Annotated in this window: 16 protein-coding genes; 5 read left to right on the top strand and 11 right to left on the bottom strand. The window is 72.1% G+C overall.

The annotated features are described in order from the left end of the window. Positions 1–80 precede the first annotated feature (80 nt). The 4 genes from ASC54_RS09160 to ASC54_RS09145 all read right to left on the bottom strand — a co-directional run bounded on the left by ASC54_RS09160 (position 81) and on the right by ASC54_RS09145 (position 4,509). The gene (locus ASC54_RS09160) at positions 81–1,514 is read right to left on the bottom strand and encodes a dihydrolipoamide acetyltransferase family protein (RefSeq protein WP_055861983.1); all 1,434 of its coding nucleotides are present in this window, start codon (positions 1,512–1,514) and stop codon (positions 81–83) included. Next, positions 1,511–2,512: an alpha-ketoacid dehydrogenase subunit beta gene (locus ASC54_RS09155; protein WP_055898529.1), complete on the bottom strand. Its 1,002-nt coding sequence runs from the start codon at positions 2,510–2,512 to the stop codon at positions 1,511–1,513. Before ASC54_RS09155 ends, ASC54_RS09160 begins: the two co-directional genes overlap by 4 nt. After that, positions 2,509–3,645, bottom strand: a complete 1,137-nt coding sequence (pdhA, locus tag ASC54_RS09150; protein ID WP_055898526.1) for a pyruvate dehydrogenase (acetyl-transferring) E1 component subunit alpha — start codon at positions 3,643–3,645, stop codon at positions 2,509–2,511. Before pdhA ends, ASC54_RS09155 begins: the two co-directional genes overlap by 4 nt. 195 nt (positions 3,646–3,840) lie before the next feature. Beyond that, positions 3,841–4,509 (bottom strand): hypothetical protein, encoded by a 669-nt coding sequence (locus tag ASC54_RS09145; RefSeq protein WP_055898523.1) that lies wholly within the window; start codon positions 4,507–4,509, stop codon positions 3,841–3,843. A 58-nt stretch (positions 4,510–4,567) separates the two neighbouring features. Between ASC54_RS09145 and ASC54_RS09140 the strand changes: the two genes are divergently transcribed. Both ASC54_RS09140 and ASC54_RS09135 read left to right on the top strand, forming a co-directional pair. Next, positions 4,568–5,416: an acyl-CoA thioesterase II gene (locus ASC54_RS09140; protein WP_055861980.1), complete on the top strand. Its 849-nt coding sequence runs from the start codon at positions 4,568–4,570 to the stop codon at positions 5,414–5,416. Between the two features lie 2 nt (positions 5,417–5,418). Continuing rightward, positions 5,419–6,243, top strand: coding sequence for a glycoside hydrolase family 16 protein (locus tag ASC54_RS09135; RefSeq protein ID WP_156376807.1), 825 nt, complete (start codon positions 5,419–5,421; stop codon positions 6,241–6,243). Here the strand turns inward: ASC54_RS09135 and ASC54_RS09130 are convergent. The 3 genes from ASC54_RS09130 to ASC54_RS09120 all read right to left on the bottom strand — a co-directional run bounded on the left by ASC54_RS09130 (position 6,240) and on the right by ASC54_RS09120 (position 9,281). After that, a complete protein-coding gene (locus ASC54_RS09130; RefSeq protein ID WP_200932310.1) occupies positions 6,240–6,653 on the bottom strand; it encodes a nuclear transport factor 2 family protein in 414 nt (137 codons plus the stop codon). The genes ASC54_RS09135 and ASC54_RS09130 overlap by 4 nt on opposite strands. Then, positions 6,650–7,627 carry an agmatinase gene (speB, locus tag ASC54_RS09125; protein WP_200932309.1) on the bottom strand — a complete coding sequence of 326 codons (978 nt, stop codon included), beginning with the start codon at positions 7,625–7,627 and terminating at the stop codon, positions 6,650–6,652. The genes ASC54_RS09130 and speB overlap by 4 nt, the downstream gene beginning before the upstream one ends. 91 nt (positions 7,628–7,718) lie before the next feature. Next, on the bottom strand, positions 7,719–9,281 hold the full coding sequence (locus tag ASC54_RS09120; RefSeq protein WP_055860188.1) for a cytosine permease: 1,563 nt from the start codon (positions 9,279–9,281) through the stop codon (positions 7,719–7,721). Between the two features lie 85 nt (positions 9,282–9,366). On the opposite strand from ASC54_RS09120, the gene ASC54_RS09115 reads away from it, so the two are divergent. Both ASC54_RS09115 and ASC54_RS09110 read left to right on the top strand, forming a co-directional pair. After that, on the top strand, positions 9,367–10,032 hold the full coding sequence (locus ASC54_RS09115; RefSeq protein WP_055860186.1) for a cyclase family protein: 666 nt from the start codon (positions 9,367–9,369) through the stop codon (positions 10,030–10,032). Positions 10,033–10,073: 41 nt separating this feature from the next. After that, a complete protein-coding gene (locus tag ASC54_RS09110) occupies positions 10,074–10,622 on the top strand; it encodes a helix-turn-helix domain-containing protein (protein ID WP_200932308.1) in 549 nt (182 codons plus the stop codon). 21 nt (positions 10,623–10,643) lie between these two features. Here ASC54_RS09110 and ASC54_RS09105 read toward each other — a convergent pair whose 3' ends face one another. Genes ASC54_RS09105 through ASC54_RS09090 form a run of 4 tightly spaced genes read right to left on the bottom strand, consistent with a single transcriptional unit; the run spans position 10,644 to position 14,658 of the window. Continuing rightward, positions 10,644–11,108 (bottom strand): thioesterase family protein, encoded by a 465-nt coding sequence (locus ASC54_RS09105; RefSeq protein ID WP_055860180.1) that lies wholly within the window; start codon positions 11,106–11,108, stop codon positions 10,644–10,646. Further along, the gene (locus ASC54_RS09100) at positions 11,105–12,421 is read right to left on the bottom strand and encodes a DUF2254 domain-containing protein (RefSeq protein WP_235451478.1); all 1,317 of its coding nucleotides are present in this window, start codon (positions 12,419–12,421) and stop codon (positions 11,105–11,107) included. Before ASC54_RS09100 ends, ASC54_RS09105 begins: the two co-directional genes overlap by 4 nt. Positions 12,422–12,479: 58 nt before the next feature. Then, on the bottom strand, positions 12,480–14,162 hold the full coding sequence (ettA, locus tag ASC54_RS09095; RefSeq protein WP_055860174.1) for an energy-dependent translational throttle protein EttA: 1,683 nt from the start codon (positions 14,160–14,162) through the stop codon (positions 12,480–12,482). Between the two features lie 4 nt (positions 14,163–14,166). After that, a complete protein-coding gene (locus ASC54_RS09090; RefSeq protein WP_055898519.1) occupies positions 14,167–14,658 on the bottom strand; it encodes a hypothetical protein in 492 nt (163 codons plus the stop codon). Positions 14,659–15,031: 373 nt separating this feature from the next. Here ASC54_RS09090 and ASC54_RS09085 point away from each other — a divergent pair, with 373 nt between their 5' ends. After that, positions 15,032–16,414: a hypothetical protein gene (locus ASC54_RS09085; protein WP_156376806.1), complete on the top strand. Its 1,383-nt coding sequence runs from the start codon at positions 15,032–15,034 to the stop codon at positions 16,412–16,414. Positions 16,415–16,418: the final 4 nt, after the last annotated feature.

Genomic DNA, 16,418 nt, shown 5'->3' with positions numbered 1-16,418 from the left:
TGTGCCCGAAAGTCGCACGTGAGCCCGAAAGTTCGGGCCCCACTGCGACTTTCGGGCACAAGGGCGGGGCCTTCGCCAGGCTAGACGAGCGCGAGCACGCTCGCCGGGTCGTGGAGGATCCCGCCGATGTCGGTCAGGAACCGCGACCCCTGCTCGCCGTCGACCATGCGGTGGTCGAACGACACGCTCAGCGTCATGACGTCGCGCAGCGCGATGCAGCCCTCGAACTCCCACGGCATGCGCCGCACGGCTCCCATCGCGAGGATGGCCGCCTCGCCCGGAACGATGATCGGCGTGCCCGCGTCGACGCCGAAGACGCCGATGTTGGTGATCGTGATCGTGCCACCGCTGAGCGACGACGGCGGCGTGCGACCGTCGCGCGCGGTCCCTGCCAGCTCGCGGATCGCGTCGGCCAGCTGCGGCACCGTCATCGACTGCGCGGTCGGGATGCTCGGCACGAGCAGCCCGCGCGGCGTCGCCACCGCGATGCCGAGGTGGATGTCGCGCAGCTCGACGATCTCGTTCGCCGCCTCGTCCCACCGCGAGTTGAGGCTCGGATTGCGCCCGACGGCGATGCACAGCGCCCTGCTCACGAGCGCGAGCATCGACGCGCTCTGGCCGCGCGCCTTGAGCCGTGCCACGAGCTCGCTCGCGGCGGTCACGTCGACGGTCAGGAACTCGGTGACGTGCGGCGCGGTGAACGCGCTGCGCACCATCGCCTCGGCCGTCGCCTTGCGCACGCCCTTGATCGGGTGGCGCACCTCGGCGGGGCGGTCGGCGGCGAGGTAGGACGAGCGAGCGCCGGCCGCCCCGGTCGCGCCCGTCGCGGCCGGCGGCGCGGATGCCGCGGCACGACCGCTCTCGGCGAACCGGGTGACGTCGGCGCGCGTGACCTGACCGTTGTCGCCGGTGCCGTCGACCTCGGAGAGGTCGACGCCCAGGTCGTGCGCGAGCTTGCGCACGGGCGGCGTGGCGAGCGCGGCGCCGCGAGTCGCTCCCGGACCGCGCGCGGCTCCCCCGCCCGGGCCACCGCTGGACGGACGATCGGCCGGCCGCTCGGGCAGGCTTCGCGACTTGCGCTTCGGGCGTCGCCCCGTCTCGACGGCGGGGCCGTAGCCGACGAGCACCGATTGGCGCTCGGCGGCGGGCTCGGCGGGCGCATCCGGCTCGACGACCTCGGCGGCGGGAGCGGGAGCGCTCGGCGCGGCCGGCGCCGGCGTCGCCTCGGCGACGGGCGACCCGCCAGCCGCGCTCGACGCGAGCGGAGCATCCGCCGCCACCTCGATCGAGACGATGGGCGCGCCGACCTGGACGGTCGTTCCCGGCTCGGCGTGGAGGGCGGCGACGATGCCCGCGAACGGCGAGGGCAGCTGCACGATCGCCTTCGCGGTCTCGACGTCGGCGAGCACTTGGTTGAGCGTCACGCGGTCGCCGACGGCGACGTGCCACTCGACGAGCTCGCTCTCGGTCAGGCCCTCGCCGAGATCGGGGAGGCGGAACTCGTGGACGGTCATGAGGCGCTCCATCCGGTGAGGGCGTTCTGGCGGCCGAGCACGCGGTCGACAGCGTCGAGGATGCGGTCGAGGTCGGGCAGGAAGTGCTCCTCGGCCCGGGCGCTCGGGTAGGGGGTGTCGAAACCGGTGACGCGCGCGGGTGCCGCCTCGAGGTACAGGAAGCATCGGTCGGTGATGCTCGCGGCGATCTCGGCCCCGAGACCGCCGAACTGCGCGGCCTCGTGCGTGATGACGAGTCGGCCGGTCTTGCGCACGCTCGCCTCGACGGTGTCGAGGTCGAGCGGCGAGAGCGACCGCAGATCGATGACCTCGACCGAGGTGCCCTCGTCGCCTGCGGCGATCGCGGCGTCGATCGCGGTCGCGACGAGCGGGCCGTAGGCGACGATCGTCACGTCGGCGCCCTCGAGCAAGACGCGCGCCCTGTCGAACGGGAAGTCGGCGTCTTCGTCGACCTCGCCCTTCGTCCAGTAGCGGCGCTTCGGCTCGAAGAACAGCACGGGGTCGTCGCACGCGATCGCCTGGCGGATCATCGTGTGCGCGTCCTGCGGCGTCGAGCACGTGACGACGCGCAGCCCCGCGGTATGCGCGAAGTACGCCTCGGGCGACTCCGAGTGGTGCTCGACCGCGCCGATGCCGCCGCCGAAGGGCACGCGGATGGTGATCGGCATGCGGACGGCGCCGCGCGTGCGGTAGTGCAGCTTCGCGACCTGCGCGACGATCTGGTCGAAGGCCGGGTAGATGAAGCCGTCGAACTGGATCTCGCACACGGGGCGGAAGCCGCGGTATGCGAGGCCGACGGCCATGCCGATGATGCCGGATTCCGCGAGCGGCATGTCCATGACGCGATCGGTGCCGAAGTCGCGCTGCAGGCCGTCGGTGACGCGGAACACGCCGCCGAGCGGGCCGATGTCCTCGCCGAGCAGTACGACGCGGTCGTCGTCGGCGAGTGCGCGGCGCAGCCCCGAGTTGACGGCCTTCGCGAGGGTGAGCTCAGTCATTCCGCACCTCCCTCGAGCTCGCCGACGCTGCGGAGGTAGGCCTCCTGCTGCGAGCGCTGCCGCGCGAGCCCCGTATGCGGCTCGGCGTACACATGGTCGAAGACCGACAGCGGCGCGGGGTTCGGGAGGGCGAGGCAGCCGGCGCGGAAGGCGGCGGCGACCTCGTCGGCCGTTGCGGCGACGGATGCGGCGGTCTCGTCGGTCAGGACTCCCGCGTCGCGCAGGTGCGCCTCCACCCGCGCGATCGGATCCTTCGCCGCCCACTCCTCGCGCTGCAGCGGGTCGACGTAGCGGCTCGGGTCGTCGGAGGTCGTGTGCGGGCCCATCCGGTAGGTGACGGCCTCGATGAAGGTCGGGCCGTCGCCGCGGTGGGCGCGGTCGAGGGCGCGGCGCGTCGCGGCGAGCACCGCGAGCACGTCGTTGCCGTCGACGCGGATGCTCGGGATGCCGAAGCCGGGCGCCCGCTCGGCGATCGGCCGCTGCGCCTGCAGGCCGACGGGCTCGGAGATCGCCCACTGGTTGTTCTGGCAGAAGAACACGACGGGGGCGCCGAACGAGGCGGCGAAGACCATGGCCTCGTTGACGTCGCCCTGGGTCGTCGCGCCGTCGCCGAAGTAGGTGATCGTCGCGGTGTCGACGCCGTCGTGGCGGCAGCCGACGGCGTAGCCGACCGCATGGAGGGTCTGCGCGCCGATGACGATCTGCGGCGTCGCCATGTTCACGGCGTAGGGGTTCCACCCCGACTGGGCGGTTCCGCGCCACACCTCGACGAGCTGCGGCAGCTCGACGCCGCGGCAGTAGGCGACGGCGTTCTCGCGGTAGCTCGAGAAGATGAAGTCGTCGGCGCGCAGGGCTAGGGCCGAGCCGACCTGGGCGGCCTCCTGCCCGAGCAGCGGCGGCCAGAGCCCGAGCTGGCCCTGGCGCTGGAGGGCGGTGGCCTCGACGTCGATGCGACGGACCACGACGAGGTCCTCGTAGAGGCGGAGGAGGGCCTCGCCCGAGACGTCGGAGACGTAGGGATCGTAGAGCGGATCCTCGATGCGCCGACCCTCGGGGTCGAGCAGCTGCACGAGCTCGTCGGGCGGGCTGGGAAGCTCCGCCTCGATTCGCGTGTCGGACACAGTGGTTCGCATCGCATCTCCGATCCGCCGCGCCCCGTGCGGGTGTGCCGAGGGCGGTCGATCCTCACAGTCGTCGGCCGGTGGGCCGCATGACTGACCGGGGCACCGTTGCCCCGAGTTGCCTCGACCGTAGCCAGCGCGGGCTGGGAAGACAAGGGCGACCCGCCGATGAGCGGGCCCGGCGCAGCGGGCGCGGCCGGGCGGGCGTCAGCGCCCGAGCGTCCAGCCGGCCTGCTTCACGAGGACGTGCCCGCGCTCGGTCGAGAATCGGAGCCACGATCCGGAGGCGAGCTGCTGGACGGGGTCCTCCCCGAGGAATCCGAGCGAGAGCGCCGCGAACGCCGCGCCGGCGGGCACGTGGTCGAGACCCTCGAGCGGCCTCCCCCACACCTCGGTGCGCACGCGGTGCACGAGGTCGGAGCCGAGCGCGTCGGGAACGGCCGTCGCGACTTCGTCGATGCCCGCGCGGGCCGCGGTCTCGAAGACCGCGGGCTCGATCGGCTGCATGCGCTGCCAGCCGCCGCGGGGCGGCGAGATCGCCGCCCAGACCACCGTGTTGACGCTCGTGGGGAGGGTCAGCGTGACGGGACCGTCCGTCGCGGAGGCGACCGCGGCATCCGTCCTCGTCAGCAGCGAGCGGATCGGGACGACCTCGTCGAACCCCTCGCCCTCGGCGGCGAGCGTGCGCAGCCCGAGCACGGTCGGCCCGCGATCGAGCAGGCCGCGCGGGTGGAGGACCGCGACGTAGACGGCGAGTACGCCGGAGTCGAGGATGAGCCGCACGGCGGCGTTCTCCTCGAGTCGCGCCGCGCGCCCGAGCAGCACCTGCAGGTCGTGCGCCGCGGCGGCGGCGGGGAGGGAGAGGATGCTCGACATCGCTCCCTAGACTACGGGCGTGACCGATGAGCGCGCCCCCCACGATCCCGTCTCCGCGATGCTCCAGGCGCTCGACCTGACCGACACCGGCGCACGCACCACGGAGGACATCTTCACCGCGCCGAGCCAGTGGATGCCGCAGGGCCGCGTCTTCGGCGGGCAGGTCATGGCGCAGTCGGTGCTCGCGGCGACGCGCACGGTGGAGCGGGACCGGCTGATCCACTCGATGCACGGGTACTTCCTCCGACCGGGCGACGTCGACCTGCCCATCACGTTCTCGGTCGACCGCATCCACGACGGCCGGTCGTTCTCGACCCGGCGCACGCAGGCCTATCAGAAGGGCGTGCCGATCCTGTCGATGATCGCCTCCTTCCAGGACGACGACCCCGGCCTCGAGCACCAGGCCGAGATGCCGGAGGGGATCCCCCAGCCGGAGGACCTCCCGAGCACGCGCGAGGTGCTCGAGCAGCTCGATCACCCGGTCGCGCGCTTCTGGGCCACCGAGCGGCCCTTCGACCTGCGGCACGCCCCCGGGCACCTGTACTTCGGCGGCGGCCGGGAGCAGGTCGCGCACCAGGCGGTCTGGCTGCGCGCGCTGAGCCCGCTGCCCGACGACGAGAGCCTGCACCGCGCCGCCCTCGCCTACGCGAGCGACTACTCGATCCTCGAGCCGATCCTCCGCCGGCACGGCCAGTCATGGGCGACGCCGGGGCTCAAGATGGCGAGTCTCGACCACGCGATGTGGTGGCACCGCTCGGCGCGCGTCGACGACTGGCTCTGCTACGTGCAGGAGTCGCCGAACGCGATCGGCGGCCGCGGCCTGTCGATGGGCCGCATCTTCACGCGTGACGGCGTGCTCGTCGCGAGCGTGGCGCAAGAGGGCATGGTGCGGATCCCGCAGGAGTGAGCGTGCGCCGCTCCCCCGCCCTCCCCGCTCACCGGCTCGATCGGTCGCGCTTCGAGCTCGTCGTCGACGAGCGATTCGATGGCGCGACGCTCGACGACGCGCGCTGGATGCCCGAGTACCTGCCGCACTGGAGCACGCCCGATCGCTCGGCGGCCCGGTACTCCCTCACGCCCCAGGGCCTCGAGCTGCGCGTCGACCACGACCAGCCCGCGTGGTCGCCCGAGTTCGACGGCGAGCTGCGCGTATCGAACCTCCAGACCGGTTCCTTCTCGGGCCCAGTCGGCAGTGCGGTCGGGCAGCACCGGTTCCGCGACGGCCTGATCGTTCGCACGGCGGTCCCTGAGCGCCGGCTGTGGCAGCCGCGGTGCGGGCTCGTCGAGGCGCGCATCCGCCCGAGCCTGCACCCGCGCGCGCTCACCGCGCTCTGGCTCATCGGTCACGAGGCCGAGCCCGAGCAGTCGGGCGAGCTGTGCGTGGTCGAGCTCTTCGGCGGCGAGATCGACGAGCGCGGCGCCACGAGCATCGGCGCGGGCGTGCATCCGTTCGGCGACCCGCGACTGCGGGAGCAGTTCGCGCGCGTGCCCGTCGCGGGCGACGCGCGCGGCTTCCGCACGTACTCCCTCGAGTGGATGCCCGGCACGGCCCGCTGGTACGTCGACGACCTGCTCATCGCCGAGGTCGACCAGTCGCCCGACTACCCGCTGCAGCTCATGCTCAACCTCTACGACCTGCCGCTCGAGAGCACGACGCGCGACGCCGAGTCGTACCCGATGACGGCGGGCGTCGCATGGGTGCGCGAGTGGCGCGCCCGCGACGTCGAGGGCTAGGCGCGCGGCGAGAGGTGCTCGTGCACGGCGACCCACCGGCCGTCGCGCAGTGCGAAGACGATCGTCTCGCGCTCGGTGACGTCGTCGATCGAGCCGCCGAGCTCGATGCGCGAATCGACCGAGTGGGTGAAGATCGCGGTGTCGCCGAGCAGCTGCACGCGGCGGTCGCTCGAGCGGCAGCCGTGGACGCGGAAACCGTCCTCGCGCTCCCACTGCGCCCACAGCGCCTCGTACTCGGCGCGGCTCTCGAGCCGGCGATCAGCCGTGTGGAAGACGAACGTCGCGTCCTCCGCGAACCCGGCGAAGTAGGCCTCGGTGCGGTGGGCGCCGAAGTCGGCGACGATCGCGTCGGCGGCGGCGAGCACCGCGTCGACGACGGCCGCGTCGCCCGAGCCGGCGGCCGCGCTCACGACGCGCTCCGGCGGCGGGCCATCACGGTCAGCAGCTCGTACGCGACGTGCGCCGCGGCGATGCCGGTGATCTGCGCGTGGTCGTAGGCGGGTGCGACCTCGACGATGTCGGCGCCGATGAGGTTCACGTCGGCGAAGCCGCGCAGCACCGCGAGCAGCTCGCGGCTCGTGAATCCGCCGGCCTCGGGCGTGCCCGTGCCGGGCGCGAACGCGGGGTCGAGCACGTCGATGTCGATCGAGACGTAGACGGGGCGATCGCCGACGCGCGCCCTCATGCGCTCGATGACGCCGAGAGCCCCGAGGGCATCCATCTCGGTCGAGTGCACGATCTGGAAGCCCAGGTCGCCGTCCTCGGTGAGGTCGTCGGCCGTGTACAGCGGGCCGCGGATGCCGACGTGCAGGCACGAGTCCTGCGCGAGCAGCCCCTCCTCCGACGCGCGGCGGAACGGCGTGCCGTGCGTGTAGTCGGCGCCGAAGTAGGTGTCCCACGTGTCGAGGTGCGCGTCGAAGTGCACGACCGCGATCGGCCCGTGCTTCGCGTGCATCGCCCGGAGCAGCGGCAGCGCGATCGTGTGGTCTCCGCCGAGCGTCAGCAGCTGAGCGCCGGAGTCGAGCACGCGCGCGGCCTCGGTCTCGATCGTCTCGAGCGCCTCGGCGATGTCGAAGGGGTTCACGCCGATGTCGCCGCCGTCGACGACCTGCTGCAGCGCGAACGGCTTCGCGTCCTGCGCGGGGTTGTAGGGCCGCAGGAGGCGCGACGACTCGCGGATGTGCGAGGGGCCGAACCGCGCACCGGGCCGGTAGCTGACCCCCGTGTCGAACGGCACGCCGAGCACGACGACGTCGGCCTGCTCGACCTCGTCCCAGCGCGGCAGCCGCGCGAAGGTCGCGGCGCCGCCGTAGCGGGGCACCTGGGTCGCGTCGACCTGGCCGATGTTGCCGTTCTCGGTGACGCGGGGCGTGCGCTGCTCCACGGTGTCCTCCTGGGGTGCGTCGGGTGGGGATGCCCGTGGCGAGCGGGCAGGAGGCCCGGGGCGGTCTGCGGGGCCGCCCCGGGCATCCGTCTCAGCGGGCGCGGCGCGCCGCTGCCTTCGCCGCCTGCGACCGGTGGTCGGTCTCGATGGGGGCGAGCGGTGCGCTCTGCTCGCGGACGACGCGCGGGCCGTCGGGCGGGAACACGTACGTCGGCTCCGGGAAGAGGATGAGCGCGCCGATGTAGAGCACCGCGGCCGAGACGATCGCGACGATGAGGCTCAGGTCGACGCCGCCGGCGACGCCGCTCAGCGGGCCCTCGATGACGGGCGGGAAGTAGGCGAACAGCAGGCCGAGGACGGCCGAGGCGATCCACGCGACCATGCCGCGCCAGTTGACGCCGCCGGAGAACCAGTAGCGGCCGCCGGTCTCGCCGCGGTTGAACACCTGCAGGTCGGAGCGGTCGAACGACCCGCGGCGCACGAAGTAGCCGATCGCCATGATGATCATCCACGGCACGGTCGTCACGATGATCGCGCCGACGAAGGCGTTGACGGCCCCCAGCAGGTCGAAGAAGAGCCGGCCGAGCAGGATGAACAGGAAGGCGATGACGCCGATGAAGATCGTCGCCTGGACGCGGGTGAAGCGCGGGAAGACCGACGAGAAGTCCAGGCCCGTGCCGTAGAGCGAGGTCGAGCCCGTCGACAGGCCGCCGATGAACGCGACGACCATGAGCAGCACCGCGTACCAGAGCGGCGACTCCTGGATGAGCGCGAAGACGTAGTCGGCCTCGCCGGCGACGAGGGTCGCCGTGGCGACGCCGAAGAGGAACGGGATGATCGTCAGGCCCTGGCCGAGCGCGGTCGCGCCGAAGAGCTTGCGGGCCGGGGTCGAGGCGGGGATGTACCGCGACCAGTCGCCGAGGAACGCGCCGAACGACACCGGGTTCGACATGACGATGAGCGCCGAGAGCACGAAGGTCGGCCAGAAGCTGCCGAGCGCGTAGGCGTCGGGGCCCGGGTCGTAGCCGGCGTCGAACGTGCCGGCGAACGCGACGATCGCGAGCAGGAAGAGCACCGAGTTGGCGAGGACCGCGGTCTTGTTGATGAGCAGCATGAACTGGTAGCCGTACACGACGACGACGATCACGATGAGGCCGATGACGCCGTAGATGACGGTGCGGAGTCCGACCGAGTCGGGCACGCCGGCGAGGCGGTTGAGCGCGCCGACGAGGGCGTCGCCGCCGACCCAGACCGAGATCGAGTAGAACGCGACGGCCGTCAGGAGTGAGAGGAACGAGCCGACGACGCGGCCGCGGACGCCGAAGAAGGCGCCGGAGGACACCGCGTTGTTCGTGCCGGTCTTGGGGCCGAAGAGCCCCATCGGCATGAGGACGAGGATGCCGACCGCGAGGCCGAGCACGGTCGCTCCGACGGCCTGCCAGAACGAGAGGCCGAGCACGATCGGGAACGTGCCGAGCAGGACGGTCGCGAAGGTGTTGGCGCCGCCGAACTGGATGCGCATGAGGTCGACCCATGTCGAGGTGCGGTCGGCGTCGGGCACGGTGTCGATGCCGCGCTGCTCGACCTCGGTCGCGCGCGGGCGGGCGTTGAGGCTGACGTCGGAATGATCGACAACCACTCTGTTGTCCGTCATGAAGGTTCCTTCTCATCGGGGTGGACGTGCAGGGTTGGCCCTGAATATAGACCGCGATATGCCTGGTGTGCAAAAGTTCTTTCCCATGAAGATAAATCGTGTCGTCGACCTGTCCGTCACGCTCTCCGCAGCGACCCAGGTCTACCCCGGCGACCCCGTCGTCTCGCTCACCCCGCACAGCACGGTCGCGCGCGACGGGTTCAACCTCCTCGCCGTCACCATGGGCTCGCAGAGCGGCACGCACGTCGATGCGCCCTTCCACTTCGACGACGGCACGCCGCGCATCGACGAGGTGCCCCTCGAGCGCTTCGTCGGCGAGGGCGTCATCGTGGATGCCCGTGACGCGGGTGCGCGCGGCCGCATCACGAGCGCGCACCTGGCTCCCGTCCTCGACCGGCTGCAGCCCGGATGCATCGTGCTCCTCCGCACCGGATGGAGCGCCCACTACGGCACGGACGCCTACTTCGACCACCCCTACCTGGACGCCGCGGCGTGCCGGATCCTGCTCGAGCGCGGGATCCGCACCATCGGCATCGACGCCGTCAACCTCGACGAGACGCCCGACGACGCGCACCCCGGCGTCGGGTTCCCCTGCCACCACCTCATCGCCGAGGTCGGAGGGGTCATCATCGAGAACCTGACGAATCTCGACGCGATCAGCAGCGCGCATCCCCTCATCTCGGTCATGCCGCTCAAGCTCGAGGCCGCCGACGGCGCGCCCGTGCGGGCGGTCGCCATCGAGAGCGACTGATGCGGTCCGCGGTCTCGGCGGGAATGGCGCAGGATAGAGCCATGACGAGCGAGGTGAAGATCGGCGCCCGCCTGCGAGCCGCCCGCCTCGCCCGCGGGCTCACCCTCGAGACCGTGGGCGCCGCCGCCGGGATCAGCCAGGGGTTCGTGAGCAAGCTCGAGCGCGACCAGGTCTCGCCCTCGGTCGCCTCCCTCGTCGCGATCTGCGAGGCCGTGGGCCTCAAGGTCGGCGAGCTGTTCGAGCCGCCGCCCTCGCAGATCGTGCGCGCCGGCGAGGGCTCCCCCATCAACTTCGGCGGCGAGGGCGCCGAGGAGGTCCTCCTCACGCCGGGCTCGCAGACCGACGTCGAGGTCATCCGCTCGATCGTCGAACCGGGAGGGTCCGCCGGCGACGACCTCTACAGCCTCGACTGCGACGTGGAGTTCGTCTACGTGCTCGGCGGTCGCATCACGATCACGCTCGGAGACGACGAGCACGAGCTCTCCACGGGCGACTCGATGACCTTCCGCGGCCGCGACCCGCACACCTGGCGGAACCCCTCGACGACCGAGGGGTGCGAGGTGCTCTGGGTGCTCGCCCCGGCGACCTGAGCCGCCGCGGCCGCCTCGGCTTCAGCTCCGGCGACGGAAGGCCACGGTCTCCTCGATGTACGGCGACCACAGCGCGCGCTCGCGGTCGCTGATGCGGCGCGGCCGACCCGATCCCTCGTCGACGAGCACGAGGGTCGACAGCGCACGGGCGAACACCACCTGCGGCTCGGCCCCCTCGGGCGATCGGACCTCGTAGCAGATGTCGAGGCTCGCGCCCCCGAGCGCCCCGATCCAGAGCTGGATGTCGAGCGGATCGCGCAGGTGCGGGATCGGCGCGAGGTACTCGACCTCCTGCCGCGCGATGAGGCTCTGCGCGCCCTCGTCGATGTGCAGCTCGGGCAGCGGGGTCGCCGTCTCCCCCCGGCCGCGCCAGAACACCTCGATGCGGGCCTCCTCGAGCAGCGTGAGCATGCGGGCGTTGTTGACGTGCCCGTAGGCGTCGAGGTCGCTCCAGCGCAGCGAGATGGGAACGTGGATGCGGGTCATGAGGCTCCTCCCTGCACGATGGTGGCGCGCCGCCGCTCGAGGGCCGCGGCGTCCTCCGCAAGCGTGCCCGGTCCGATCGCGGATCGCGCGACGCGGTCGCCCGCGTCCCGATACGCGGCGGTGCGAGCGGCGGCGACTCCCCCGGACGCCCCCTCCCGCGCGATGAGCCGCTCGAGCAGGTCGAGCAGCCGGTGGGCGACGAGCGGCTGATCCCCGACGTACTGGCGGATGATGTCGACGGCGTCGACGGCGAGGGCGGAGAGCTCCCGCGGAGCGACGAGCAGGCGCGGTGCGCCCGCGTCGTCGAGGAGGACGCGGCTCGGGTCGGGTCGCCCCGCCGCGCTCGCCAGGGCGATCGTGAGCGCGTCGATCGCCGTGAGCGCGGTGATGGGGTCGTTCACTCCGGGGCTCAGCGCTCGAGCCGCCACATCGACGAGCTGGCGGACGAGATGCTCGGCGTCCTGCACGGGCGTCCGCTCGTCATCGATCGAGATCGCCGCGAGCACGGCGGTCTTCAGGCGCGCGGCCTCCTGCGGGCCGGTGGAGGGCGCGGTCGAGCTCGACACGCGCGCGATCGGATCCCCGGCGCACACGAGAGTGCCGGGTCGCACGCGCAGCTCCACGCGCGCCCCCGCGGCGCACGCCTTCGACACGAGGTGCGCGTGGTCGATGCTCGCGACGTAGCCGCTCGCGCGGGCGCGGACCTCCGCGCCGCCCTCGATCGTCGCCCACTGCGCCGCCGGCGCGCGCCCCGCCGCCCCCCTCTCGGGGTAGAGGTCGTCGAGGAGGGCGACGAGCTGAGCGCGCACTCCGCTCGCGAGCCGGGAGATCTGGATGCTCGCGCTGATGTGGTGGATGAAGTACACGAGGGCGACGATCGAGGCCACGGCGAGCACGATCGCGACGTTGACGGCGAGGTGGGGCACGAACTCGGAGTCGGCGCCGGCGCGGACGTGGCGCACGACGAGCATCGCGAAGAGCGAGGTCGAGACGAGCAGGGCGAGCACGACCTGATTCCCCCGGTCGGCCATGAGGCTGCGCACGAGGCGCGGGCCGTAGGCCGATGAGGTCAGCGTCAGCACCGCGATCGTGATCGAGAACGTCGTCGCGGCGGCGGCGAGCATCGATGTCGCGATGGCGCTGAGCAGCCCGCGGCTGCCGTCGGGTCCGACGGCCGGAAGGATCTCGTCGATCGCGACGGGGAGCACGGGCTCGACGGCGACGAGCGCCTCGGCGACGACGAGCGCGAGCAGCAGCCCGAGCCCGGGGACGAACCAGAACGAGTCGAGGACTCGCCGGAGCCGGTAGCGCATGCCGTTCACGAGTCGCTCCGTTCTCGGCCCGGGCGGGCCGTTCGCCGCGGCGCCGTGCTCAGTCGCGCGTCAGCTTGCGGTAGGTCGAGCGGTGCGGCTTCGCCGCATCCGGGCCGAGGCGCTCGATCTTGTTCGCCTCGTACGCCTCGAAGTTGCCCTCGAACCAGTGCCAGTAGCTCGGGTTCTCGTCCGTGCCCTCCCAGGCGAGGATGTGCGTGGCGATGCGGTCGAGGAACCACCGGTCGTGCGTGATGACCACGGCGCAGCCGGGGAACTCCAGCAGCGCGTTCTCGAGGCTGCCGAGGGTCTCGACGTCGAGGTCGTTCGTCGGCTCGTCGAGCAGGAGGAGGTTTCCGCCCTGCTTGAGGGTGAGCGCGAGATTCAGTCGGTTGCGCTCACCGCCCGAGAGCACGCCGGCCTTCTTCTGCTGGTCGGGGCCCTTGAAGCCGAACTGCGAGACGTAGGCCCGCGACGGGATCTCGGTCTTGCCGACCTGGATGTAGTCCAGGCCGTCGCTCACGACCTCCCACAGCGTCTTGTTCGGGTCGATGCCGCCGCGGCTCTGGTCGACGTACGAGATGTCGACCGTGTCGCCGATCTTGAGCGTGCCGCCGTCGAGCGGCTCGAGGCCGACGATGGTCTTGAAGAGCGTCGTCTTGCCGACGCCGTTCGGTCCGATGATGCCCACGATGCCGTTGCGGGGCAGCGTGAACGACAGCCCGTCGATGAGCACGCGGTCGCCGAACCCCTTGGTGAGCTTCGAGGCCTCGATGACCTGCGCGCCGAGGCGCGGGCCGACGGGGATGACGATCTCCTCGAAGTCGAGCTTCCGCGTCTTCTCCGCCTCCGCCGCCATCTCCTCGTAGCGCGCGAGTCGCGCCTTCGACTTGGCCTGGCGGCCCTTGGCGTTGCTGCGCACCCACTCCAGCTCGCTCTCGAGGCGCTTGGCGAGCTTGGCATCCTTCTTGCCCTGGACCTGCAGACGGGCGGCCTTCTTCTCGAGGTAGGTCGAGTAGTTGCCCTCGTACGGGTAGAGCCGGCCGCGATCGACCTCGGCGATCCACTGGGCGACGTGGTCGAGGAAGTACCGGTCGTGCGTGATCGCGATGACGGCGCCCGGGTACTTCTGCAGGTGCTGCTCGAGCCAGAGCACGCTCTCGGCGTCGAGGTGGTTGGTGGGCTCGTCGAGCAGGAGCAGGTCGGGCTTCTCGAGCAGGAGCTTGCAGAGCGCGACGCGGCGCTTCTCGCCTCCGGAGAGGTGCGTGATCTTCTCGTCGCCCGGCGGGCAGCGCAGGGCGTCCATCGCCTGCTCGAGCTGCGAGTCCAGATCCCACCCGTTGGCGGCGTCGATGTCCTCCTGCAGGGCGCCCATCTCGGCCAGCAGCGCGTCGAAGTCGGCGTCGGGGTCGGCCATCGCCGCGGAGATCTCGTTGAAGCGCGTGATCTTGTCGTGCAGCTCGCGCACGCCGTCCTGGACGTTCTCCAGCACGGTCTTCGACTCGTCGAGCTCGGGCTCCTGCATGAGGATGCCCACCGAGTAGCCGGGGCTCAGGCGCGCCTCGCCGTTGGAGGGCTGGTCGAGGCCGGCCATGATCTTCAGGATCGTCGACTTGCCCGCGCCGTTGGGGCCGACCATGCCGATCTTGGCGCCGGGGAAGAACGACATCGTGACGTCATCGAGGATGAGCTTGTCGCCGACCGCCTTGCGGGCGCGGACCATGGAGTAGATGAATTCGGCCATGCCCTCAGTCTAGAGAGGCCGTCGCCCCCACCAGGCACGCGCCGGAGGCCAGCACCGGGGCCGTCGTCGTCATGAAGCCGTCGCCGTCGAACTGCCCGAGCACGCACGACTCGCCCGAGCGGACGGAGAACAGCAGCGAGTCGACCGGCAGACCGATCGAGGTGCGGTCCGCGGTGATCTGCAGCGCCTCGAGCGGGATGCCGGCCGCGGTGAGCGCGTCGACCACGCTGCGGCCCGCGGGGATCCCGCCCGCCGAGACCAGAGGCGCGAGCGAGCGCTCGACGAGGGGACGGTTCGCCTCCGCGTCACCCGCGGGGTCGAACGTCGGCTCGGGCGACGCGGTCGGCGCGGGCTCGGTCGGCGCGGGGGGCGTGCTCGCGGGCGGCGAGGTCGGTGCGCCGGAGGGGCGGGGCGACGGAGCGCAGCCGGCGAGAAGAGCCGCGATCGCGGCCGCGGCGGCGATGACGGCGGATGCCCGCCTCGCGCTCGTCCGCATCCCGACCGCCCCTTCCGGCGGCCAGGGAGGCCGACCGCGATGAGTCTACGGGCGCTCGGCTCCCGGGGGCTCGGTCGGGCGATCCGGCGTCGCGTTCGGAATCCGAACACAGCGCGCCCGGCATGTTTGCGCCCGGCGCGGAGGCGGAGCACTATCAATGCAAGGACAGCGGTTGGGAGTCGGGGGACTCCCGGGGGGCCGCCTACCGCAACCGGTTCTCTCGCCCGTTCGGGTCGGGTGAGAGCGCCGAGAGACACTGCGGCCGTCCCCGGCTCATTCGGGTTGAGCTGGGGCGGCCGCTTCTCATTTCCGCAACTGGTGCAGGATTGGCCCTGTGCCCCCTGCGGTGAGTTCCCGACGAATCGGAGACGTGGTGACGCTGCGGCAGATTCTCGGCGGCCCGTGGTCGACCCACTGGATGCTCTGGCTCGCGTTCTTCCCCGGCACGGCCGCGATCGTGCTGATCAGAGAGTCCGCGACCGACTACCCGCAGTGGTGGTGGCCGCTCCTCGCGGCCGTCCTGGAGCACCTCCTCACGGGCGTGATCCTCGTGGGCGGCGGGTATCTCGCGAGGCGCCGGCACCCGACCCTCCCGCTGACCGTGGTCGCCGCCCTCTGGCTGCTCACCTGCGTCGTCCGCGCGACCGTCGGCAGCGCCCTCGCAGAGGTCGTCGCCGGCGTTCCGGGAGACTTCCTCTTCCGCGCCGTGTCCTGGATCATCATGACGGGCGCCTGGGGGCCCTCGATCGTGTACGGAATGGCCCAGATCGATCGGCGGCGCGTCCTGATCGGCGAGCTCGAGGCCGCGCAGGGGGCGCTCGCGGAGGCGAACGCCCGCGCGGAGGAATCGGGCGAGGAGATCCGGGCCCGGCTCGCGCGGACCGTCCGGCGCTCGGTCGCGCCGGTGCTCGACGACCTCCTCGCGCGGCTCGTCGCCGTGCGGCAGGATCTCGACCGCGCCGCCTTCGTGGAGATCAGCATGCGCCTGTCCGCCCTGCACGACGAGACGGCCAACCTCGTCGACTCGGCGAGCCCCGCACCGCGCGCCACCGACGCCCCGACCCGCCGGGCATCGCTCAGGGAGGCGTTCGACGTCCCCCTCGCCCGACCGTGGCTCACCGCCGGCGTCGTCGCGCTGCAGACCCTCGCGGTGGCGCTTCCCGATGGCACGCGGATCTTCGGGGCGCCGGCCGCGCGGGAGATCGTCCTGGCCGTCGCGCTGGGCGCTCTCGCCCTCGGAGTCACCCTCCGCTTCTGCCAGGCGCCGCTGGTCCGGCGTCAAGCGCGCGCGTCGACCGTGACGTTCGCGGCGGTCGGGGCCGCGATCCTCGTCTCCGCCTGGGCGATGCTCGACAGCGGCGTGGACGACATCACCTGGCACGGAGTGACGACCCTGCCGCTCATCGTCTTCGGGATCATCACGTCGTCCACGACCGTGATCGCCTCCCTCGTCCTCGCTCGCGCCAACGCGGAGGAGGAGCGGGCTCTCGACGACCTCCGCGACTCGCTCCTCCATTCGGAGGAGCAGCGCGAGGCGGATCTCGAGCGCGAGCGACACCGGCTGAGCGAGCTCATGCACGGACCCGTCCAGGGCCGCATCGCCGCGTGCGTGATGGCGCTGACGTTCTTCTCCGACGGCGACGCGGCGCCGGGCTCCCTCGCGACCATCACCGAGCAGGTGCTCGACCATCTCGCCGCGGCATCCCGCGATCTGTCCCTGCTGGCCGAGGGTGTCCCCCCGAATGGAGGGACCTAGGCGA

Origin of the sequence: Yonghaparkia sp. Root332 (assembly GCF_001425665.1) — a bacterium.
Lineage (GTDB): Bacteria > Actinomycetota > Actinomycetes > Actinomycetales > Microbacteriaceae > Microcella.
The sequence above is the reverse complement of the archived record's forward strand: the minus strand, read 5'-3'. Positions and strand labels throughout refer to the sequence as shown.

Excerpts from the sequence above, each read along its gene's own strand:
- ASC54_RS09100 (WP_235451478.1), bottom strand. The coding sequence starts at position 12,421 with ATGCGCTACCGGCTCCGGCGAGTCCTCGACTCGTTCTGGTTCGTCCCC.
- ASC54_RS09090 (WP_055898519.1), bottom strand. The coding sequence starts at position 14,658 with ATGCGGACGAGCGCGAGGCGGGCATCCGCCGTCATCGCCGCCGCGGCC.
- ASC54_RS09140 (WP_055861980.1), top strand. The coding sequence starts at position 4,568 with ATGCTCCAGGCGCTCGACCTGACCGACACCGGCGCACGCACCACGGAG.
- ettA (WP_055860174.1), bottom strand. The coding sequence starts at position 14,162 with ATGGCCGAATTCATCTACTCCATGGTCCGCGCCCGCAAGGCGGTCGGC.
- ASC54_RS09120 (WP_055860188.1), bottom strand. The coding sequence starts at position 9,281 with ATGACGGACAACAGAGTGGTTGTCGATCATTCCGACGTCAGCCTCAAC.
- ASC54_RS09145 (WP_055898523.1), bottom strand. The coding sequence starts at position 4,509 with ATGTCGAGCATCCTCTCCCTCCCCGCCGCCGCCGCGGCGCACGACCTG.
- ASC54_RS09110 (WP_200932308.1), top strand. The coding sequence starts at position 10,074 with ATGACGAGCGAGGTGAAGATCGGCGCCCGCCTGCGAGCCGCCCGCCTC.
- ASC54_RS09160 (WP_055861983.1), bottom strand. The coding sequence starts at position 1,514 with ATGACCGTCCACGAGTTCCGCCTCCCCGATCTCGGCGAGGGCCTGACC.
- ASC54_RS09105 (WP_055860180.1), bottom strand. The coding sequence starts at position 11,108 with ATGACCCGCATCCACGTTCCCATCTCGCTGCGCTGGAGCGACCTCGAC.
- ASC54_RS09115 (WP_055860186.1), top strand. The coding sequence starts at position 9,367 with ATGAAGATAAATCGTGTCGTCGACCTGTCCGTCACGCTCTCCGCAGCG.
- ASC54_RS09155 (WP_055898529.1), bottom strand. The coding sequence starts at position 2,512 with ATGACTGAGCTCACCCTCGCGAAGGCCGTCAACTCGGGGCTGCGCCGC.
- pdhA (WP_055898526.1), bottom strand. The coding sequence starts at position 3,645 with ATGCGAACCACTGTGTCCGACACGCGAATCGAGGCGGAGCTTCCCAGC.